The 19,422-nt window shown below is 65.4% G+C and carries 20 protein-coding genes; 7 read left to right on the top strand and 13 right to left on the bottom strand.

The window, feature by feature from the left end:
• Positions 1-237 precede the first annotated feature (237 nt).
• The 6 genes from ACY65G_RS25350 (at position 238) to ACY65G_RS25325 (ending at position 4,717) form a co-directional block, all read left to right on the top strand.
• Positions 238-705, top strand: a complete 468-nt coding sequence (locus tag ACY65G_RS25350) for a universal stress protein (RefSeq protein ID WP_465000055.1) — start codon at positions 238-240, stop codon at positions 703-705.
• Positions 706-922: 217 nt separating this feature from the next.
• Complete coding sequence (locus ACY65G_RS25345) at positions 923-1,567, top strand: response regulator (RefSeq protein ID WP_131144470.1); 645 nt, start codon at positions 923-925, stop codon at positions 1,565-1,567.
• A 421-nt stretch (positions 1,568-1,988) separates the two neighbouring features.
• Positions 1,989-2,792 carry a Crp/Fnr family transcriptional regulator gene (locus tag ACY65G_RS25340; RefSeq protein ID WP_465000168.1) on the top strand — a complete coding sequence of 268 codons (804 nt, stop codon included), beginning with the start codon at positions 1,989-1,991 and terminating at the stop codon, positions 2,790-2,792.
• A gap of 181 nt (positions 2,793-2,973) precedes the next feature.
• Positions 2,974-3,150, top strand: a complete 177-nt coding sequence (gene hemP / locus ACY65G_RS25335; RefSeq protein ID WP_465000054.1) for a hemin uptake protein HemP — start codon at positions 2,974-2,976, stop codon at positions 3,148-3,150.
• A gap of 68 nt (positions 3,151-3,218) precedes the next feature.
• Positions 3,219-3,545 (top strand): hypothetical protein, encoded by a 327-nt coding sequence (locus ACY65G_RS25330; RefSeq protein ID WP_465000053.1) that lies wholly within the window; start codon positions 3,219-3,221, stop codon positions 3,543-3,545.
• 2 nt (positions 3,546-3,547) lie between these two features.
• Positions 3,548-4,717: a DUF2325 domain-containing protein gene (locus tag ACY65G_RS25325; RefSeq protein ID WP_465000052.1), complete on the top strand. Its 1,170-nt coding sequence runs from the start codon at positions 3,548-3,550 to the stop codon at positions 4,715-4,717.
• Positions 4,718-5,104: 387 nt separating this feature from the next.
• Here the strand turns inward: ACY65G_RS25325 and ACY65G_RS25320 are convergent, their stop codons facing one another.
• From ACY65G_RS25320 to ACY65G_RS25300, 5 genes are read right to left on the bottom strand one after another with little or no spacing between them, the layout of a single operon-like run.
• On the bottom strand, positions 5,105-6,460 hold the full coding sequence (locus tag ACY65G_RS25320; protein WP_465000051.1) for a sulfite reductase subunit alpha: 1,356 nt from the start codon (positions 6,458-6,460) through the stop codon (positions 5,105-5,107).
• Positions 6,461-6,470: 10 nt separating this feature from the next.
• Positions 6,471-7,496, bottom strand: a complete 1,026-nt coding sequence (locus tag ACY65G_RS25315) for an FAD:protein FMN transferase (protein ID WP_465000050.1) — start codon at positions 7,494-7,496, stop codon at positions 6,471-6,473.
• Positions 7,496-8,332, bottom strand: a complete 837-nt coding sequence (locus ACY65G_RS25310) for a DUF4198 domain-containing protein (RefSeq protein ID WP_465000167.1) — start codon at positions 8,330-8,332, stop codon at positions 7,496-7,498. Before ACY65G_RS25310 ends, ACY65G_RS25315 begins: the two co-directional genes overlap by 1 nt.
• A gap of 10 nt (positions 8,333-8,342) precedes the next feature.
• Positions 8,343-8,858, bottom strand: a complete 516-nt coding sequence (locus ACY65G_RS25305; RefSeq protein WP_465000049.1) for a DUF2271 domain-containing protein — start codon at positions 8,856-8,858, stop codon at positions 8,343-8,345.
• A gap of 15 nt (positions 8,859-8,873) precedes the next feature.
• Positions 8,874-9,539: a PepSY-associated TM helix domain-containing protein gene (locus ACY65G_RS25300; RefSeq protein WP_465000166.1), complete on the bottom strand. Its 666-nt coding sequence runs from the start codon at positions 9,537-9,539 to the stop codon at positions 8,874-8,876.
• Between the two features lie 221 nt (positions 9,540-9,760).
• Here ACY65G_RS25300 and ACY65G_RS25295 point away from each other — a divergent pair, with 221 nt between their 5' ends.
• On the top strand, positions 9,761-10,258 hold the full coding sequence (locus ACY65G_RS25295) for a pyridoxamine 5'-phosphate oxidase family protein (protein WP_465000048.1): 498 nt from the start codon (positions 9,761-9,763) through the stop codon (positions 10,256-10,258).
• Positions 10,259-10,305: 47 nt separating this feature from the next.
• Here ACY65G_RS25295 and ACY65G_RS25290 read toward each other — a convergent pair whose 3' ends face one another.
• The 8 genes from ACY65G_RS25290 to ACY65G_RS25255 all read right to left on the bottom strand — a co-directional run bounded on the left by ACY65G_RS25290 (position 10,306) and on the right by ACY65G_RS25255 (position 19,405).
• Positions 10,306-10,563, bottom strand: a complete 258-nt coding sequence (locus tag ACY65G_RS25290; RefSeq protein ID WP_130188098.1) for a hypothetical protein — start codon at positions 10,561-10,563, stop codon at positions 10,306-10,308.
• A 40-nt stretch (positions 10,564-10,603) separates the two neighbouring features.
• Complete coding sequence (locus tag ACY65G_RS25285) at positions 10,604-10,921, bottom strand: KGG domain-containing protein (RefSeq protein WP_465000047.1); 318 nt, start codon at positions 10,919-10,921, stop codon at positions 10,604-10,606.
• A 191-nt stretch (positions 10,922-11,112) separates the two neighbouring features.
• A complete protein-coding gene (gene pdeM / locus ACY65G_RS25280) occupies positions 11,113-11,796 on the bottom strand; it encodes a ligase-associated DNA damage response endonuclease PdeM (protein WP_465000046.1) in 684 nt (227 codons plus the stop codon).
• Positions 11,793-14,252, bottom strand: a complete 2,460-nt coding sequence (locus tag ACY65G_RS25275) for a ligase-associated DNA damage response DEXH box helicase (RefSeq protein ID WP_465000045.1) — start codon at positions 14,250-14,252, stop codon at positions 11,793-11,795. Before ACY65G_RS25275 ends, pdeM begins: the two co-directional genes overlap by 4 nt.
• On the bottom strand, positions 14,249-15,895 hold the full coding sequence (locus ACY65G_RS25270) for an ATP-dependent DNA ligase (protein ID WP_465000044.1): 1,647 nt from the start codon (positions 15,893-15,895) through the stop codon (positions 14,249-14,251). The genes ACY65G_RS25275 and ACY65G_RS25270 overlap by 4 nt, the downstream gene beginning before the upstream one ends.
• Positions 15,888-17,045 carry a ligase-associated DNA damage response exonuclease gene (locus ACY65G_RS25265; RefSeq protein WP_465000043.1) on the bottom strand — a complete coding sequence of 386 codons (1,158 nt, stop codon included), beginning with the start codon at positions 17,043-17,045 and terminating at the stop codon, positions 15,888-15,890. Before ACY65G_RS25265 ends, ACY65G_RS25270 begins: the two co-directional genes overlap by 8 nt.
• Positions 17,046-17,172: 127 nt before the next feature.
• Positions 17,173-18,879 (bottom strand): RecQ family ATP-dependent DNA helicase, encoded by a 1,707-nt coding sequence (locus tag ACY65G_RS25260; RefSeq protein ID WP_465000042.1) that lies wholly within the window; start codon positions 18,877-18,879, stop codon positions 17,173-17,175.
• A gap of 127 nt (positions 18,880-19,006) precedes the next feature.
• Entirely contained in the window at positions 19,007-19,405 is a 399-nt protein-coding gene (locus ACY65G_RS25255) for an MAPEG family protein (protein ID WP_465000041.1), read from the bottom strand.
• Positions 19,406-19,422 lie beyond the last annotated feature (17 nt).

Raw genomic sequence — 19,422 nt, 5'->3', positions numbered from 1 at the left:
GTCGTCCGCTTGTTCAATCTCGGTCCAGTCAATCCTGCGCGGCAACTGTAAAAGGCCGGTTTTCTGTTGTATTTGGGTCGCCCGGCATGCCACGATGTTTGTCATATACAAACATAATGTCAACGGCAAGCTTGTGCCGGACTCATCTCTCTATTGAGAAAGATCAAGTCTTTGCATTGAGACAAGAGCGCAATTCGCGACTACAATGAGGGAGCGCATGTATTCAAGGAGCGGGTCATGTACCGGAAAATTCTGATTACCACCGACGGTTCCGCCGTGTCCCGGATGACCGCCTGCGCCGGCGTCTCGTTTGCCCAGCAACTCGGCGCCGAGGTCCTTGCACTGTTCGTCGCGCCCGAGTACCAGTACCCGATTTATGTCGAGATCATTCCGCCCAGTTACCCCAGCGAAGAAGAGTACCGCGCCGCCATGGGGCGCGCCGGCCGCGATCACGTGCAAGCGATCGTGGCATCGTGCGACAAGAAAGGCGTGCGGTGCGAAAGCATGACCGCCTTTGCCGAAAGCGCGGCGCTTAAAATCGTGGAGATCGCGGAGCAGAAAGGCTGCGACCTGATCTTCATCGGCTCCCACGGCCGCAGTGGCTGGGGCCAGCTGTTGCTGGGCAGTGTCACCAACAAGGTATTGTCGCATTCGAAGATTCCGGTGCTCGTGCACCGCCTCCTGAAAGAACCCCTGCCCGATTAGGTTCGCTACGTCCCCCTAAGGCTCGTTACGTCCCCGTAAGGCTCGTTACGTCCATTAAGGCTCATTACGTTCACCTTGGGCTTGCAGCACCGAGGCTGGCAACATCCCGCCGTTACCGCCTCGAACACATTGCCAGAAACAGCCCATTCTGCTCCCGCATGGCTCGATACCGCGCCATCGGGATGACAGGCAACACCGGAGTGTCACCGAACCACCCATGATCAGAATAGTCATCGCAGACGACCACACCATCATGCGCGAAGGCCTCAAGCGCATCCTCGACGGTGCCCCCGATATCGACATCGTCGGCGAAGCCGTCGATGGCTTCGAGGTACTGCGCCATGTGCGTCAGGGCGGCTTCGACCTGCTGCTGCTCGACTTGTCGATGCCGGGCCGCAGCGGCGTCGACCTGATCCGCCAGATCCGCAGCGAGGCCCCCAAACTGAACGTGCTGATCCTTACCATGCACGAAGAGGAACAATATGCCGTGCGCGCCATCCGCGCTGGCGCCCAGGGCTACCTGACCAAGGAAAGCGCCGGCACGCAGCTGGTGGGCGCCATCCGCAAGGTGGCGTCGGGGCGGCCCTATATCAGTACCGAAGTCGCCGAGCAGCTGGCACTCAATATCATGATGCCGAATGAAAGCCTGCTGCATAAACAATTGTCGGACCGGGAATTCGAGGTATTCTCCTTGCTCGTATCCGGCAAGTCGATTACCGAAATCGCCAATAGCCTGCACCTGTCGGTAAAAACCGTCAGTACCCATAAAACGCGCATCATGCAGAAAATGGGGATGAGTTCACTGTCGGAAATGGTTCAATACGCAGTGGCGCATAAACTACTGTCGCCGTTTAAATCCTGACCCGCCGCGCCCGCCTGCGGGCTGCCTTCCCCCTCTGAAGCACACTCTCGGTCGGTAGGAGTAATCCTACAATATGGCGCCAGCTCCTACGAGCACATTCAGCGCATGCCGATATCTATCCCTCCCCCCCGTTGGCATACTGAAACCATTCCAAAGCGAGTTGCCGCAAATCCACACGAATCTCACTAAGCTTCACTGAGCTTCACCGAGCTTCACACAGGTTTCATTCGGATCGGCGGCACTAGCAAAAAAAAACCGGTAGTTCAAAACCGGATCCAAAACCAGGAATAGTTTCACTATCAGCTCTAAACCAATTCGCTGTTAAATCCGAACATACATGACCTGAAATCAGGAGATAAGCATGCTCCCCACGCAAATGTCCGAAACCCGAGTCGCCGCCCAGGCTGCGCAATCCCCCGCCATGGAAGCGGGCCGCCAGCGCCAGGGTCGTCTCTGGTCGAACCTGAAGGAAGTCTGCGACCTCCTGCATATTCCCGCGGCCTGCTCCGTCAACGCCGAGGAACTGCTGTTCCAGCACGTGCAGTTCAAGACCGGCCAGCGCATCCATACGATCGGCCAGCCGTTCGACACGCTGTATATCGTCAACTCGGGCTTCCTGAAAACGGTCCTGATCGACGAATTCGGCAACGAGCAAGTGCTGAGCTTCCCGATGAAAGGCGACATGCTGGGCGTGGACGGCATCCACAGCCGCCATTACTCGTCCGAGGCGGTCGCCCTGTCCGACTGCGACCTGATCCTGCTGCCGTTCAAGAAGCTGACCGCGCTCGGCCGCGTTCACGTGGAACTGGAACACATGATGTATGGCGTGATGAGCCGCGAACTGGTGCGCGAGCAGGCCATGATCGGCATGCTGGGCGCACTGAGCGCCGAAGCCCGCGTGGCCCGTTTCCTCGTGTCGCTGGCCGACCGCTTTGCCCAGATGGGTTATTCGAGCAAGCTGTTCAACCTGCGCATGACCCGTCATGAAATCGGCAGCTACCTGGGCCTGACCCTGGAAACGGTGAGCCGCACGCTGTCGGCCTTCAATGAAATCGGCCTGATCACGGTCGACCAGCGCACGATCGGCATCAAGGATCCGGATGCACTGAAAACCCTGCGCCGCCTGCCGCCTTCGCGTTCCCGCAGCAAGTCCGCTGCCAGCCGTGCCAAGGCCGCCGCCGAAGCCGCACCCACGCCGCCGGTACAACTGGTCGCCACGGTCTGACAGCGCCTCAACCTTTACCTCACCCAGCTTGGGCCCGCTTCGGCGGGCCTTTTTTTATCTTGGCCGCATGCATGCGGGGGTTGGCCATGTTCCCGCACGCCTGCCAAAAAACGCTTGCATTTCCGTCAGCGCTGACGAATAATGCAAATGCGAATCATTCTTATTTAAGGCGAAAATGACCATGCAGACCCAAGCCAACCAAACGAAGCCGGCGCCTGCTGCCCGGCAGCCCGTTCCCGTACGCCGCCTGACCACCGCCGGCCTCATGGAAGACCAGCGCGAAGTCGAGATCGAACATGCGGGCCGCATCTACCGCCTGCGCATCACGCAGCTGAACAAGCTGATTCTTACCGCCTGAATCGCTGCCTGAATCACCGGGCCATTCCAGCCAGCCGTCGCCAGCTGATAGTTCTAGAGGAGAGTTCGATGGCTATCGACCATACCGATCCGATCTACCTGGCACCCGCCGCCGGCGGGCAGCAGCCGGAGCTGATGCTGTCCGCCGTGCTGCACCTGATGTCCCACTACACGGCCGACGGCAAGGGCTGCGTGAAACTCGCTTCCGTCATCGAGCGCCACCTGAAGGCGCTGGCCGTCCTGCCGGGCCTGTCGCCCGTGCTGGCGGCCACGTGCCAGCAGTTGTCCGAACAATGGGCCAGCGTCGTGGAGCGCACGCTGCCGCCGCCGCAAAAAAAGGATGACGGTTTCCTTGCGCGGCTGATGACACGGGGCCGTGCGCCGCAGGTGGCCTGACCATGTGCGACAAGCATGCAGCCACGCCAGGCCAGGAGGCGCAAACGTCACGCCGGCGCCGCATCTGGGAACTGGGCCACACCTGCCATTGCCCGCTGGTCGGCGTATCGATGCCGATCGGTACCTTGCGCAAGCTGGTGGGCAAGATCACCGGCGGCCAGGTCCTGGCCGACGATTACGAGATCCACGTTGGCGCCGTCAGCGAATGCGGCACACGCAACCGCCTGTCCGAAGTGCTGCAAAAGGAACTGGAACGCCGCTACGCAGCCATCATCCAGCGCTTCCGTGCCGCGCGCACGACCGAGGCGGTGGGCGAACTGTGGCAAGCGGCCGTGGCGGGCGGCGATGTCGCCGGTGCGTTCTGGGCCGGCCTGACACACCCCCGATGCGCGCCCGAACTCGAAGAACGCATGTGCCGCGACCTGCACATGATCCAGCACCAGGCGGGCGCCTGTGCCCGCGCGGACATCAACCGCTTCAACGCGGTGGTCGAGGAAAACGGGCAACTGGCGCGCGAGCTGGCGAAGATGCAGCAACGCAGCGCCGCCATGCAGCTCGAACGCAACGCCGAGCAGGAACGCGATGCGCTGGCGCTGATGCAATTGCGCGCCCAGCTGGTGAGCCGCGACAGCACGATCGACGCGCTGCGGCATGAACTCGAAGGGTTGCGTGGCGCCATCCCCGACCTGCCCTCGCGCGAGCGCCTGGCGCAGCGGCTGGAGCAGAGCGACGAGCGCGAACGGCAATTGCGCGAGCAGGTGGCCGAGCTGCGCCGCGAACTGGCGCAGGCCCAGGCACAGGCCCCCACGCGCGACGAGGAGCCCGCGCCACCGGAACCCATCGAACACGTGATCCGCATGCCGATCCGCCTGACGGAGCGCAGCATCCTGTGCGTGGGCGGACGCAGCGGCAACGTGGCGTCATACCGCTCCCTGATCGAACGGGCGGGCGCCCAGTTCGCCCACCATGACGGCGGGCTGGAAGACAACGCCGGCAAGCTCGAAGCGAGCCTCGCGGCGGCCGATCTCGTGATCTGCCAGACCGGCTGCATCAGCCACAGTGCCTATTGGCGTGTGAAGGATTTCTGCAAGCGCACGGGCAAGCGCTGCGTCTTCATCGACAACCCCAGCATCTCCAGCCTGCAGCGCGGGCTCGAGGAACTGACTCCCTGAGTACCTCTCTCCGCGCTACCCCGCGCGGAACTCCCTCGGCCCCGCTCGCGCGGGGCTTTTTTTCAGCCGCACGATATCGCCCGGCAAAAGATTGCCTGGACCGGGGGGGGCGAAGCCGGGAGTGGCGCAGGGGTTTGGCGGAGCATGCTCCGCGCCTGCAGAACGATGTTGCCATGCAGGGCAACATCTTCAAGGAGCATCGCTCCTTGCCGGCGCAGCGGTACTGCCATGCAAGACAGTGCTCCTCCCAGACCCCGAATCCTGGAAAGATTGCCATGGATTGGGGTCTGACCCCGGTTTCTGGAACATGGATTGGGGTCTGACCCCGGTTTCTGGAAAGATTGCCATGGATTGGGGTCTGACCCCGGTGTCTGGAAAGATTGCCGGTCAGTAGACGTCGCGCCGGTACCGGCCTTCCGCCGCCAGCGCATCGACGGCGCTGGCGCCGAGGATGTCGCGCAGCGCGCGGTCGACACCGCCCGCCATGCCTTCCAGGCTGCCGCAGACGTAGATGGCGGCGCCGTCGGCGATCCACGCGCGCAACGTGTCGGCGGCCGGCGCCAGCAAGTCCTGTACGTAGACGCGGGTGGCGCCATCGCGCGAGAACGCGAGATCGAGCCGTGCGAGCATCCCGCGCTCTTGCCAGCCTGCGAGTTCGTCGCCGTAGTGCAGGTCGTGCGCACGCTGGCGCTCGCCGAACAGCAGCCAGTTGCGGCCCTGCCCGGCCGCCACGCGCGCGCGCAGATGGCCGCGCAGGCCGGCAATGCCGCTGCCGTTACCGACCAGGATCAGCGGCCGCGCGGCATTGTCTTCCAGGCGGAAGCGCCGGTGCTGCCGCAGCCGTAGCGGCACCGGCGCGCCCACTGCGGCGCTTTCGCACAGCCAGCCCGATGCGATGCCCGAACTGCCGTCGTCGTGCCGGTGCAGCCGCACCAGCAGGTGGACGCGACCATCGCCCGGCACCGACGCGATCGAATACTCGCGTGGCCGGTCCGGCTGCGCCGGCGGCGCCACCTGCACCAGGTCGCCCGATTGCCAGTCCGGCAACGCCCCTGTGGCCGGCACCAGTTCGATGTGATGGACAGGCGCGCCCGCGCTGCCCGGATTCATCAGCCGGCGCGCGGCCAGCCGCCATGGCACGAAGGCCGGGGCTTCCCAGTCCGGCGCATCGCTGGTACCCGCCAGGTGCGACAGGTGCTGGCGCCATGGCGCCAGGTCGGCCGTCGCGCCCCGGTCCACTTCCACGCGCGGGAACAGTGGTTGCGCGCCTTGCGCCGCAAGCCAGCCGTCGAGCGCCCGGCCGAAGCCGCAGAAATGCGCATAGCTGCTGTCCCCCAGCGCCAGCACGCCGTAGTGCAGGCGTTCCAGCGGCACGGCGCGCGTCATCAGCTTGCCGGCAAACGCCGCGCCGCCATCGGGTGCATCGCCTTCGCCATAGGTGCTGGCGACGAACAGCGCCCGCCCGGCGCCCTGCAATGTCGCGGCGGTTAGATCGCCCAGTTCCATCACGCGCACGCCGATGCCGGCCAGCCGCAGCGTGGCCGCCGTCTGTTGCGCGAGTTCCTCGCCGTTACCGGTCTGGCTCGCGTAGGCAACGATCCAGCTGGAAGCATCCCCGGCGGACGCAGCGGCAGCGGCGCGCTTGCGGCGCATGCGCAGCCACGGCAAATAACAGGTTACGCCATACGCGGCGAAGCAGGCGGCGGTCAGCGCCAGCCGGGTCATATCGTTCGTCAGGATCATGCTGGAGCGTTCATGCGAGATCGAGCATCGTCCGCATGTGCGAGCTCAAGTGTTCAACGAAGCCATCGGCCGTGCGCACGACGAAGCGGGCGGCGATGCCGCGCCGTTCCGCCAGCGCCAGCCCGTCGACCGGCCCCAGCACGGTCAGCGCGGTGGACCAGGCATCGCATGCCATGCAACTGGCATCCACCACGGTCACGGAAGCCGTGCCATGGTCGACCGGCGCACCGGTACGCGGATCGATCGTGTGCGCATGGCGCCGGCCATCCTGCAGGAAATAGCGCCGGTAATCGCCGGACGTGGCCACCGCCAGCCCGTGCAACGCGGCAATGATGCCATCGTCCCCGGCCGGGGCGCCATCCACGCCTTCCAGCGCCACCCACCAGGGCTGGCCATCCGGCTTCATGCCGGCACCGCGCAGTTCGCCACCCACTTCCACCAGGTAGTCGCGGATGCCCTGCCCTTCCAGCCACCGCGCCAGGCAATCGACGCCATAGCCCTTGGCGATGGCGGACAGGTCCAGCTGCACGCCGCCCGGCTGCAGCGCGCTGCGGCTGACGGGATCGAGCAGCACGCGGGCGGCCGGCAGCGCGGCCCGCGCCTGGTCGGGCGCCGGCGCCACGAAGCCGGGCTCGTCGTATCGGTTCACGGGGCCGAAGCCCCACAGGTTGACCAGCGCGCCGGCACAGGGATCGCAGGCGCCGCCGCTATCGCGGCACACGTCCAGCGCATACGCCAGCACGTGGAAGAACGCGGGCGGCAGCACCTGCCAGGTACCGGCCGGCGCGCGGTTGAAGCGGCCCAGATCCGAACCCGCATCCCAGTGGCTCATCTGCGCCACCACTTCGTCCAGCTGCGCCTGCAGTCCCTCCTGCAAGTCGGCTGCCAGACGCGGCTCATTGTCCGGCTGGGCCACCCGCGCCGACCAGCTCGTGCCCATGGTGAGGCCGCGATACTCCCTCACCCGCGCGCCGGCGGGCGGCGGTTCGGGCGAGATCGCGTGGGGCAGCAACGTGCGGCGCACCCCCTGGCCCATTACTCGGGCAGCACTTCCACCGTGCCCGAATACGTCACGCGACGTGCCGGCGGCTGTTGCTGCTGTCCCCCCTGGCCGCCCTGGCCACCCTGCGCCTGCGGTGCCGGCCAGCTGGCCGTCGCCACATACATGCCGGCGGCCGGGATCGTGAAGGTGATCTCGCCCTTGGCATCGGTATTGAAGCGCACTTCGTTCAGCGTGCCGCGGTAGCGCACGCCGCCCGGAATCAGGCTGAAGGGCAGGTTCGCAGCGGGCTTGCCATCCAGCAGGAAGCGCCACGTGGCTTTTTCACCGGCGCGCAGCTCGGTCGGGTTCGTCACCGGCACCAGTTCCAGGCCGCTGCCCGTGGGTTTCAGCACGCCGTCGCTGGGTTCGTTGGCCGTCACGAACGTTTCGATGCGGCTGTTGGTGCGCGTGACCTTCAGCTCCTGCGCGTTGGCCGGCACTTCCTTCGCCATGTTGGCTTCGAGACCGCGCCAGCGCTTCATCTCGCCATTGACCTTGTAGCTGGCGAACACGTTCTGGTTCACCAGGGCGATCTTGTAGGTGCCGTTCTTCGCCATCTTCACGTCGAACGAATTACGCAGCTTGCCGTTGGCCACGTTTTGCGGCTCCACCGTGGCGCCATCGGGGCCGATGATCGTCAGGCCGTCGAGCTTCAGCGGCACGTGGTCGATGTCGAACAAGCCTTCCGAGATGGCGGCATCGACGGTGACCCACGCTTCCCGGTCGTTCTCGACGAACGTCGACGACGGCAGTACCCATGGCTTGTGCGCCTGCGCGCCGAACGCTGCGCCGGCCAGTGCCAGCGCGATCACGGTTTTCTGAATACGCATCATGTTTTCCTTATGGCTTGAGCTGGACGACGACATTACCGAGTTCTTCCTTGCCTTTCGCGGCGAATTCCTTGGCCCCCTTCGGCGGCCATGCCACCGGCACCTTCACCAGTTCGCGCCCGCCCGCCTCGCGGGAAGCTTCCACTACCACCGTGTAGTCGCCGGCCGGCAGCTTGGCCAGCGCATCCTTCGCGCCAGGGAACGTCAGCGTATGCTCGCCCGGTGCACGGGTCGCGCCGGACACGCCGTCGACCGGCATGGCCAGGTCGCGGCCGGTCTTGCGCCACCACTGGCGCATGTCCTTCAGCCACTTCTCGCCGGCCTTGTCCTTTTTCTTCACGTCATACAGCACCGCCAGGTTCGTCACCACCTTCTGGTCCGCGTTTTCCAGCCACGCGGCAATGTACGGCTTGTGGTATTCGGCCACGTTCAGCTGCGGGATGTCCAGTTTCAGGGCCAGGTCGGCCGCCATCGCCTGCGCACTGACCAGCGGGATGCCGAGCGCGATGGAGTAGCGTAATTTCATGGTATGCCTTTTTTATTAATGGATGAACAACAGAGCAATCACGATCGGAATCAGCATCCCCAGCCCGATGACCGGCCAGGTGGAAGGCCGGTTGGCCGCGTGCATTTTCAGGATCAGGAATCCGGTGATACAGAACACCAGGCACACGACGGCAAAGATATCGATGAACCAGTTCCACGCCGTGCCCGTGTTGCGGCCCTTGTGGACGTCGTTCAGCCAGGAGATCCAGCCACGGTCGGTATTTTCGAACTCGGCCGCGCCATCCTCGAAACCGATGCGCACCCAGGCATCGCCGCCGGCCTTCGGCATCGGCAGGTAGACTTCGTCGACCGACCACTCGGCCTCGCGCCCGCCCGCCTTCACGGACCACGTATCGAGCAGCCACCGTTCGGCGGCGTCCGGCAGCGGCGCTTTCTCGCCGTCGCGTTCTTCCCCGAGCGTCTTCAATTGCGCGACCAGCGCGGCAGGCGCCGCGGCCTGCTTGCGCACGACCGTGGGCTTTGCTTCGATCTGCGCGGCGTGGTTCAACGTGATGCCGGTAATGGTAAACAGGAACATGCCCAGCAGGCACAGGGCGGAGGAAATCCAGTGCCACTGATGCAATTGCTTCAGCCACACGGCCCGGCTGGCATTCTTTGCCGTGGCTTGCAGTGCATCGACCCTCGCCTCTTCCTTTGCCATTTCCCGGTTGCCCGCTTCCCCGCCGACGTTTTTCATAGCTATGTTCTTGTAGTAATCAGTAGATGATAATGATTATCATTTGAAGCGTCAATGTGCAGCGTACCCGCTGTTACAAACGAAACAAATCTCCGATCGGACGGTCATGTACGGTAGCGTACAGAGGGTCCGGTTGCTCTCGCCTATGCTGGTCGCTTGTGTAGGACAAACTTGAAAGGAGCATCATGGCCACGTTCACTACCGAAGAACTGCACGATTTGCGCGACCGTATCAAGGATGTAAAGTTTGGCATGTTTACGACGCAGGATGCGAGCGGCGTACTGACGAGCCGTCCGCTGACCATGCAGCAGCTCGACGATGCCGGCAGCCTGTGGTTCTTTGTGTCGGACAAGGAAGCGTTCACGCATGAACTGCTGGACAATCCGTCGATCAACGTATCGTTCGCGGATGTCGACGATCACCTGTATGTGTCGGTGTCGGGCCGCGCCGAACTGCTGCGCGACCGCACGAAGGCCGAGGAACTGTGGAATCCGATGGTCAAGGCCTGGTTCCCGCAAGGCCTCGACGACCCGCACCTGGCCCTGCTGCGCGTCAATGTGCAGGCAGCCGAATACTGGGATACGGCCAACAGCAAGATGGTGACGCTGTTCGCCATGGCCAAGGCCGCCATTACCGGCAAGCCGCCCACGAACGTGGGGGAGCACCGGGAACTGGGCCATTGACGCACTGGCACAGCAAACAAAAACCCCGGCTCGTGGCCGGGGTGTCGTCATACACCGGAACTGGCTTCCGGCCCAGGTGCACCGCCTTCGGTGCCCGGGGGTTCACCGCCCTGTCGGGACGAATGGTCGCCGCTTTGGCGTGAACCCGGATCCGCGCCTTGGCGGTTGCCGGGGATAGGCTTGTCCAGGCGGCGTACTTCCGTCTCGGGCACGTCGACATTGCCGATGCCAGGATGTTCGGTATCTACCAGAACGAACGTATCTTCACTATTGTTGTTCTTGCGGGAATTGTCAGGTGGAGTCATACAGTTCTCCCGTGCCTGTGTTTACCCTGCTGTTGCGTTATCAGCCTTGGCGGTTTTCACCGCGGCTGTCGGACTGGCCGGCCTGGTTGCCCTGGTCGCTGTCGCTGGTGGCATTGGCGCGCGAGGCGCTCTGGCGATTGCCATTCTTGTGGCTCATGGCCCCTGCACGGCGTGCCTCTTCCGAGGTGAACTCGTGCGCGGTACCCTTGGCATGCGCTGCGCGACCACCTTCGGACGCAATTTCACGCTGCCGCTGCGGGTCCATCGATGCGAAGCCGCGATTGCGGGTGGTGCTCTGCTTGTTTCCTTGTCCTTCGCCTTGTCGAGTGCCTCGATTGTTACCCTGATTTGAAGCCATGGTGGTCTCTCCTGAAGTGACGCATTGGGGAACGGTGACGTGGGTGCAGTGAGGAGGGATCCCGGTGCCCGAGCGGGATACCGACCAGCGACGATCTTTGTAATAACGTTCGGGCAACAGGAGACTTCATGGTAGTGGAAGCACTGAACAGCAAATATAGGACGGCTACATGTCTGGGTGTAGGAGAATGCCTACTCAGGACTTATCGAGAAAATTTGATCATCCGCCACCAGGTAAAAACGCTCTCCCGGACCGGGCTCCACGGCATGCCCGCCGGTGAAGGCGCCGAAGGACGGCAGTATCGCTCCCTGCCGGCCCACGACGAAGCAGGGCAGCCGCAACGCATCGCGCCGCCCCGCCAGCCGGTAGACGGGATGCACGTGGCCGGCCAGCACGTAGCCATCCCCCACCTGGTCCGCCGGCAAGTCGGGGTGGTGGCAGAACGCGAACGGCCCGATCCGGTACGGCTCGTCGACCAGGTCGATGCGCAGCAGGCGCGACGGATCGCCGGCATGGCGGTCATGATTGCCGCGCACCAGGGCCAGCGCCAGCGCGGGATGGCGCTCGCGCCAGGCCAGCATCGCCTGCAGCGTGGCGCTGGCATGCGCCGCCTTCGCGTGCAGGAAATCACCCAGGAACAGGACGTGGCCGACATCGTGCGCCGCCAGCAGCGCATCCAGGCCCGCCAGGTTTTCGCTCGTCGTTCCACGCGGCACCGGCACGCCCAGCGCCCGGAACGAGGCCGCCTTGCCGAAATGGATGTCGGCCACGACGAGCATTCTTTCGCGCGGCCAGTACAGCGCCTTTTCCGGCAGCAGCAGCACGGTTTCGCCCGCCAGTTCGATCGCCTTGCCGCTTCCCGCCGCGCAATTCATGGTCCCGCCGCCTTTTCCAGCTCGCGCAGCACGCGCGCCACGCGATCGGACAGCTTTTCCGTACTGAGTTTTTCGCGGAACCGTTCCACCATCAGCGCAAAGCCGAATGGCGTGGCGCGCTTCGTTTCATGGAAGCTGACGGCACGTGCCTGCAGTTCTTCCAGCGTGGCGCGCAGCCGCTTCAGTTCCAGTTCCTGTTCCAGCACTTCGCGCTGCGCCTGCGTCAGCAGCAGGTTGCCGGCGTCATGCTTGCGGAACACCTCGAAGAACAGCGACGACGATGCCTGCAGTTGCCGGTTGCTTTTCGGCTGCCCCGGGTAGCCCTGGAAGATCAGCCCGGCAATGCGGGCGATCTCGCGAAAGCGCCGCTGCGACAGTTCCGTGGCATTCAGGCTGGCGATCACGTCTTCCAGCAAGCCGTCCGTCGTAAACAGCCCCACGTCACGCCCGGCGCCGGCAGCGAACACCTCCGCCCACGGCACCTCTTCCGGCGCCAGCAATTCAAAGCCGTAATCGTTGACGGCAATCGAGAACGTGGCGGGCCGCACCCGCCCCATGCGCCAGGACAGCAGCGACGCAAGCCCGATATGGACCGAGCGCCCTGCGAACGGATACATGAACAGGTGGTGCCCCTCGCGGCTGTGCACGCTTTCGATGACGGTGCGCTGCGGCGTCGGCAACGCCGACCAGCGCGCCTGGATGTCCAGCAGCGGCCGCACGGCTGCCATTTCCGGCCCACGAAAAATGCCTTCGGTGGCCAGCCGCATCTGCTCCAGCGCCGCGTGTGCCAGTTCGGACGACATCGGCATCTTGCCGCCCTGCCAGCGCGGGACGGCGCCCTTGGCGCCGGTAGCGCGCTTCACGTACGCCGTCATCTCGTGCACGCGCATGAATTCCAGGATGCGCCCGCCGAACAGGAAATGGTCGCCCTTGTTCAGGCGCGCGATGAACCCTTCCTCCACCGTGCCGATCCGCCCGCCGCTCTGGAACTTCACCTGGATCATCGCCTCGGACACGATGGTGCCGATACCCATCCTGTGGCGGCGCCCGATCGCCGCATCCGGCACGCGATAGACGCCCGCCTCGTCCGGCAGCACGCGCCGGTATTCCGGATACACGGTCAGGCTCTGGCCGCCGCGCGCCACGAAATCGAGCGCCCACTGCCATTCCTCCGGCGTCAGCTCGCGGTAGGACCATGCCGTGCGCACCTCGTCATACAGCGCCGCCGACGTGAAACCGCCGCCCAGCGCCACCGTGACCAGGTGCTGCACGAGCACGTCGAGCGGCTTGTCGGGCACCTGGCGCGATTCGATGTCGCGGTCCTTCACGGCCTGGATCGCGGCCGCCGCCTCCAGCAGTTCCAGGCTCTGCGTGGGCACGAGCGTCACGCGCGACACGCGGCCCGGCGCGTGGCCGGAACGCCCGGCGCGCTGCAGCAGCCGGGCGACGCCTTTCGCGCTGCCGATCTGCAGCACCCGTTCGACCGGCAGGAAATCGACCCCGAGATCGAGGCTGGACGTGCACACCACCGCCTTCAATTGCCCCTTCTTGAGCCCCAGTTCGACCCAGTCGCGCACTTCCCTGTCGAGCGAGCCGTGGTGCAGCGCGATCAACCCCGCCCAGTCCGGCCGCTCCTCCAGCATGTTCTGGTACCACAGTTCGGCCTGCGAACGGGTGTTGCAGAACACCAGCGTGGTCGCATGCCGTTCGATCTCGGCGATGACCGGCTTCAGCATCTGGAGCCCCAGGTGGCCGGCCCATGGAAAGCGCGACGGGTTGGCCGGAATCAGCGTATCGACGACGATTTCCTTGCGCAGGCTGCCTTCGACGACCGTGCCTGCGGGTACGCCATCGCGGCCGGCCGCCAGCAGCACTTCCTGTGCCCGCCGCAGGTTGCCCAGCGTGGCGGACAGGCCCCACACCACCAGGCCCGGATTCCAGCTGCGCAACCGCGCCAGCGCCAGCTGCGCCTGCACGCCCCGCTTGCTGCCCATCAGTTCGTGCCATTCGTCGACGATCACCATGTCCAGCAGCGAGAACTGCTCCTGCGCGTCGGCCTTCGACAACATCAGCGACAGGCTTTCCGGCGTCGTCACGAGTGCCTCGGGCAAGCGTTTCGCCTGCCTTGCGCGCGCGGCCGACGAGGTGTCGCCCGTGCGGGCATCGATGGTCCAGCCGGGGATCAGGTCGGCCGCCGAGTCGGACAGCGCGCGCAGGGTATCGGCGGCGAGTGCCCGCATCGGCGTCAGCCAGAGGACCCGCAGCCCCGCCTTGCGCCGTGGCGGTGCCGCCATGGCCCGCAGCAGCGCGGCAAACCACACCGCGTAGGTCTTGCCGGAACCAGTGGTGGCATGCAGCATGCCGGACTCGCCGGCCAGGGCGGCATTCCACACCTCGCGCTGGAACGGGAAGACCGTCCAGCCGCGGGCCGCAAACCAGTCGTCGACCGCCGTCATGCGCGGGAGGCTCCCGCCAGCAAGCCTTTCAGCATGTCGAGCGTATCGGCTTCCTCGACGGCCTTGTCGTCGCGCCGGCGCAGGATGCGGGGAAAGCGTACCGCGATGCCGGATTTATGCCGGGGCGACGCCTGGATACCTTCGAAGCCGATCTCGAACACCATCGTCGGCCGCACGCTGCGCACGGGGCCGAAACGCTCGATCGTGGTCTTGCGCACGGCGTTGTCCACCTGCGTGATCTCGGCATCGGTCAGGCCCGAATAGGCCTTGGCGAACGGCACCAGCTGGCGGCCGCCGTTGCCGTCGTTGTCCCACACGGCGAACGTGTAATCCGTGTACAGCGACGCGCGGCGGCCGTGGCCGGCCTGCGCATAGATCAGCACCGCGTCCACGCTGTAGGGATCGATCTTCCATTTCCACCACGTGCCCACGTCCTTCGTGCGGCCCACACCGTATTGCGCATCCTTCGCCTTGAGCATCATGCCTTCCACGCCGCGCAGGCGGGACTCTTCGCGGATCGTCGCCAGCGCTGCCCAGTCGTCCGCCTTCACGAGCGGGGAGATGCGCAGCTGCGGGCTATCCACCTGCGCCACCAGCTGTTCGAGCAGCGTGCGGCGCTCGCACTGGGGCAGCTTGCGCAGGTCGACGCCATCGCGCTCCAGCAGGTCGTAGGCCACCAGCACGGCCGGATATTCGGCCAGGAACTTCGGTGACAGCGCCTTGCGGCCGATGCGCTTTTGCAGGTCGGCGAACGGCGCCGGCGCATCGGCCTGCCCTTCCCCGTTTCGCCAGACGAGGATTTCGCCATCGACCACCGTGCCGTCCGGCAGCGGCAGTGCCGCCAGCTCGGGAAAGCGCTCGGTGATCAGGTCTTCGCCGCGCGACCATACCCAGCTGCCGTCCCGGTGCACCACCTGCGCGCGCATGCCGTCGTATTTCCACTCCACCTGCCAGTCTTCCAGCTTGCCCAGCGTGGCCGGATCGGCATTGAGCTGGTGCGCCAGGAAGAACGGGTAAGGCTGGCCGCCGCGCTGCGCGTGCTCGTCCGGCGACTCCTGTGCGATCAATTGCAGGAAACCCTTGGCCGTGGGGCGCACGCTGCCATCCGTCCAGCCCATCAGCCGCTGCGCGATCAGCTTGGCGTCCACCGCGGCGATGGCGGACAGCGCCCGCGTGACCAGCAGCTTCGACACGCCGACGCGGAAGCCGCCGCCGATCAGCTTGACGAGCAGGAAGCGCTCGCGCGTTTCCAGTTCGTCCCAGTACTGGAACAGCGCGGCGCGGATGGTTTCCGGCGCCGCGCCGCGCAACGGCGCGATGCGCTGTTCGATCCATTCGGCCAGGCCCACGTCGCTGCGGTGCCGGGGTTCCGGCAGGATGTGGGCGATCGTTTCGGCCAGGTCGCCCACGGCGTGGTAGCACTCGTCGAACAGCCACTCGTCGAGCATCGCGTATTCGGTCGCGTATTGCCGCAGCAGTTTCACGGGGATCGCCTGGCGCGGCTTGCCGCCGGCCAGGAAATACACGGCCCACGCGGCGTTTTCCGGTGCCGCGCTGCCGAAATAAGCCTTCAAGGCGTCGAGCTTGCGGTTGGTAGCGGTGGTTTCGTCCAGCTCCGCATACAGGCGCGCGAATTCACGCATCGCCATCCTCCTGGCCCGCGGGCCGGTCGCCGGTGCCCGCGGCCCGGGCGGCATCGGCCTTTTCCGGCACCACCCAGCGTTTCGCATCCGGATGCAGATCCAGTGGCGGTGGCGGTGGCGCCGGTGCCGGTGCTGCGCCTTCCTCGCCCGCAGCCGCCTCTTCGGCTTCGTCGTCGCCATACTCCGTGTCGAAGCCCTTGGCGTCGTAGCCGTTCTGGCACAGCCAGCGCACCATGATGGGAATCGAGCCATGCGTCACCACGACGCGCTCGGCACCGGTGCCCTTGATCGCCGCCATCAGCCCCGGCCAGTCGGCATGGTCGGACAGCACGAAGCCGCGGTCGACGCCGCGCCGCCGCCGCGCGCCCCGCAGCAGCATCCAGCCGCTGGCGAACGCATCGGAAAAGTCGCCGAAACGGCGCACCCACGGCGAACCGCCGGCCGACGGGGGCGCGATGATGATCGCGCTCTTCAGGTCGGCCTTGTCCACCTCGCTCACCATGCGCGTGGGCGGCAATGCCACGCCGGCCTCCCGGTACACGCGGTTCAGCGGCTCGACAGCGCCGTGGCAGACGATCGGGCCGATCGTGGGATCGAGGCCGGACAGGATGCGCTGCGCCTTGCCGAACGCATAGCTCAGCATCAGGCTGGCGCGGCCCTGTTCGGCGTTGCGGCGCCACCAGGCATTCATGTCGTCGAAGGTTTGCTGCTGCGGTTCCCAGCGGTAGATCGGCAGGCCGAACGTGGATTCGGTGATGAAGGTATGGCAGCGCACGGGCTCGAAGGGATCGCACGTGGCATCCGCTTCCACCTTGTAGTCGCCGGAAGCGACCCAGACTTCGCCGCCGCATTCCATGCGCACCTGTGAGGAGCCCAGCACGTGGCCAGCCGGATGCAGCGAGATGCGCACGCCATTGTGTTCGACGGTTTCACCGTACGCGAGGCCCTGCACGGTGATGTCGCCCAGGCGCGACTTGAGGATGCCGACGCCGGGCGCCGCCGCCAGGTAGTGGCCGTGCCCCACGCGGGCATGGTCGCCATGGCCGTGCGTGATGACGGCGCGGTCGACGGGCCGCCACGGATCGATATAGAAATCTCCCGGCACGCAGTACAAGCCTTCCCTGCGCACCACGACCATGTCCCCGGCCATATGTACTCCTCCTTGCGGCCATTCTAGCCAGCCGGCGGGCGGCACTCTGTCCGCCAGCGCACAATGCCCGGCGGCGGAGCAGATCGGTGGCGTGGATCAGCGGAGTAAATAGCGGGTCGGTAGCAGTTCACACCGGCTGCACGAACTCCGCCATGAAGGTTTTCGTCGTGTTTTCCGGGAACTCGATCGTGATCTGGTCGCCCGCTACCGACAGCACGGTGCCGATATCGAACTTCGGCACCTTGACCTGGCTGCCGACGACGAACGCGGGCAGCTGCGGCACCATCGGCCCGGGCGGCTCCTCGAACAGCGGTTCCTCGTCCTCGATCGGCTGCACGGCCGGTGGCGACACGCAGTTGTCGCAGCAGCCGCATGTCTTGACGCCCGCCGAATCGTCGCCGAAGTAATCGAGCAGCAGCTTCCAGCGGCAGTAGCCGCTCTGCGCATACGCCACCATCTGCTCGAGCGCCAGGTGATCGCGGTCCTGTTTTTCCTCGTAGACCGCGGCCAGCTGGACGAAATCGGCGGCCTTCGCATCGCGGTTCGTCAGCTGCCAGTCGAGCTTGCGGTTCTGCCGCAGCAGCTTGCCATCCTTCAGCAACTTCAGGCAGACCTTGAGCTGGCTGTCGGGGATATGCGCCACCGCCTCGCAGATGACGGCGCCCTGGCACGGCACCAGCGCAGCGGCGGCTTCGTACACGTCGCGCAATTCGTCCGCGGTGGGATAGTGCTTGACGAGGAAGAACTGCTGCAGGCGCTTGTCGTCCTGGAAGTACAGCAGCGTGCAGTCGGCCGCTTCGCCATCGCGGCCGGCGCGGCCCGATTCCTGGTAATACGCTTCGAGATTGGCAGGCACTTGCAGGTGGATCACGAAGCGCGTGTCGCTCTTGTCGATGCCCATGCCGAACGCGTTCGTGGCGACCATCACGCGGCGCTCGCCGGCCATGAACAGGTCCTGGTTTTCCTTGCGCTCCCGGGCCGGCAGGCGGCCGTGGTACAGCGCCACGCTTTCGCCCGCTTCCTCCAGCGCGGCGTGCAGTTCCTCGGCCGCCTTCACGGTGGCCGCATAGACGATGCCGACCCCGGCCGTTTCGCGCACGAGCCGCAGCGCCTGCGCCGTTTTCTCGGCGGGATTGGTAACCTGGAGCACGCGGTACCGCAGGTTGGGCCGGTACACCCCCGTGTTGATCACGTTCATGCGGCGTGCGCCCAGCTGCTGGGAAATATCCTTGACGACGTCCTCGGTCGCGGTGGCCGTCAGCGCCAGCACGGGCGGCTGGCCCAGCGCGCGCAGCGCGGCGCCGATTTCCAGGTACGCAGGGCGGAAATCGTGGCCCCATTGCGAAATGCAGTGCGCCTCGTCCACGACCAGCAGGGAGATGTGCGTTTCCTGCAGCACTTCGAGGAATTCCGGCGTGACCAGCCGCTCCGGCGTGCAGAAGATGATGCGGCTGTGGTGGCTGCGGATGCTGTCCAGCGCGTCCAGTTCTTCCTGGCGCGACAGGCTGCTGTTCAGCTGGGCGGCGCCGATGCCGATCTCCTCGAGCTTTTCCAGCTGGTCCTTCATCAGCGAGATCAGTGGCGAGACCACCACCGTGGTGCCCTTGAAGATCGAGGCGGGAATCTGGTAGCACAGCGACTTGCCGCCGCCGGTGGGCATGATGGCCAGCGTATCGCGCCCTTCCAGCACGCTGTCGATCACGCGTTGCTGGCCGGCGCGCAGGGAGTCGACGCCGAAGACGTTGTGCAGCAGCTTGCCGATGCGCTTTGTCAGCGCCGCGCCTGCCCGTTGCGCGCCACGCTGTTCGCTGGCGCTGAGGTTTCTGGTAACCATGTAAGGTGTGCGCCAAGGCGCCTGTGGACTATCGTACAAGTACGATAGTTCGCTTACTGACCAGCCGCCATAGGACACAACCTACTCTGCATGTAGGAGTGTTAACCTGGAAAATTCAGGCTATCTGTCAGGAATTGCCGAGCAGCGCGTACAGCACCATTGCCAGCCCCGCCATCGACACCAGCCACACCAGGGAACGCACCATCGGAACGCCGAAGGCGTAGAGCGGAACGTAGACGACCCGGGCGGCGAAGTACAGCCAGCAACCCCACCAGGTGAGTGTGCCTTCCACGCCGGCCACGTGCGCGGCCAGCACGGCACCGATGAACAGCGGCAGCGTTTCAAACAGGTTCAGCTTGGCTCGCTCCAGCCGCGCCGTGACCTTGCCCGGCGGCGGCGCAGCGCCATCGCGCGCACTCGCGTTGTACGCGGCACCCGTTTCACGCGTGCGCAGCGTCGAGTGCAGCAGGATCTGCACGATCGCCAGTACCAGGGTCCAGCCCAGCAAAGCCAGTTCGGTGCTCATGTCGTTCCTTTCGGGTG

This window comes from Pseudoduganella sp. jia 12, from assembly GCF_055502675.1.
The sequence above is the reverse complement of the archived record's forward strand: the minus strand, read 5'-3'. Positions and strand labels throughout refer to the sequence as shown.

Bases quoted from the DNA above. Each gene is read 5' to 3' on its own strand.
- ACY65G_RS25350 (WP_465000055.1), top strand. From the start codon at position 238: ATGTACCGGAAAATTCTGATTACCACCGACGGTTCCGCCGTGTCCCGG.
- ACY65G_RS25345 (WP_131144470.1), top strand. From the start codon at position 923: ATGATCAGAATAGTCATCGCAGACGACCACACCATCATGCGCGAAGGC.
- ACY65G_RS25340 (WP_465000168.1), top strand. From the start codon at position 1,989: ATGGAAGCGGGCCGCCAGCGCCAGGGTCGTCTCTGGTCGAACCTGAAG.
- hemP (WP_465000054.1), top strand. From the start codon at position 2,974: ATGCAGACCCAAGCCAACCAAACGAAGCCGGCGCCTGCTGCCCGGCAG.
- ACY65G_RS25330 (WP_465000053.1), top strand. From the start codon at position 3,219: ATGGCTATCGACCATACCGATCCGATCTACCTGGCACCCGCCGCCGGC.
- ACY65G_RS25325 (WP_465000052.1), top strand. From the start codon at position 3,548: ATGTGCGACAAGCATGCAGCCACGCCAGGCCAGGAGGCGCAAACGTCA.
- ACY65G_RS25320 (WP_465000051.1), bottom strand. From the start codon at position 6,460: ATGATCCTGACGAACGATATGACCCGGCTGGCGCTGACCGCCGCCTGC.
- ACY65G_RS25315 (WP_465000050.1), bottom strand. From the start codon at position 7,496: ATGGGCCAGGGGGTGCGCCGCACGTTGCTGCCCCACGCGATCTCGCCC.
- ACY65G_RS25310 (WP_465000167.1), bottom strand. From the start codon at position 8,332: ATGCGTATTCAGAAAACCGTGATCGCGCTGGCACTGGCCGGCGCAGCG.
- ACY65G_RS25305 (WP_465000049.1), bottom strand. From the start codon at position 8,858: ATGAAATTACGCTACTCCATCGCGCTCGGCATCCCGCTGGTCAGTGCG.
- ACY65G_RS25300 (WP_465000166.1), bottom strand. From the start codon at position 9,539: ATGGCAAAGGAAGAGGCGAGGGTCGATGCACTGCAAGCCACGGCAAAG.
- ACY65G_RS25295 (WP_465000048.1), top strand. From the start codon at position 9,761: ATGGCCACGTTCACTACCGAAGAACTGCACGATTTGCGCGACCGTATC.
- ACY65G_RS25290 (WP_130188098.1), bottom strand. From the start codon at position 10,563: ATGACTCCACCTGACAATTCCCGCAAGAACAACAATAGTGAAGATACG.
- ACY65G_RS25285 (WP_465000047.1), bottom strand. From the start codon at position 10,921: ATGGCTTCAAATCAGGGTAACAATCGAGGCACTCGACAAGGCGAAGGA.
- pdeM (WP_465000046.1), bottom strand. From the start codon at position 11,796: ATGAATTGCGCGGCGGGAAGCGGCAAGGCGATCGAACTGGCGGGCGAA.
- ACY65G_RS25275 (WP_465000045.1), bottom strand. From the start codon at position 14,252: ATGACGGCGGTCGACGACTGGTTTGCGGCCCGCGGCTGGACGGTCTTC.
- ACY65G_RS25270 (WP_465000044.1), bottom strand. From the start codon at position 15,895: ATGCGTGAATTCGCGCGCCTGTATGCGGAGCTGGACGAAACCACCGCT.
- ACY65G_RS25265 (WP_465000043.1), bottom strand. From the start codon at position 17,045: ATGGCCGGGGACATGGTCGTGGTGCGCAGGGAAGGCTTGTACTGCGTG.
- ACY65G_RS25260 (WP_465000042.1), bottom strand. From the start codon at position 18,879: ATGGTTACCAGAAACCTCAGCGCCAGCGAACAGCGTGGCGCGCAACGG.
- ACY65G_RS25255 (WP_465000041.1), bottom strand. From the start codon at position 19,405: ATGAGCACCGAACTGGCTTTGCTGGGCTGGACCCTGGTACTGGCGATC.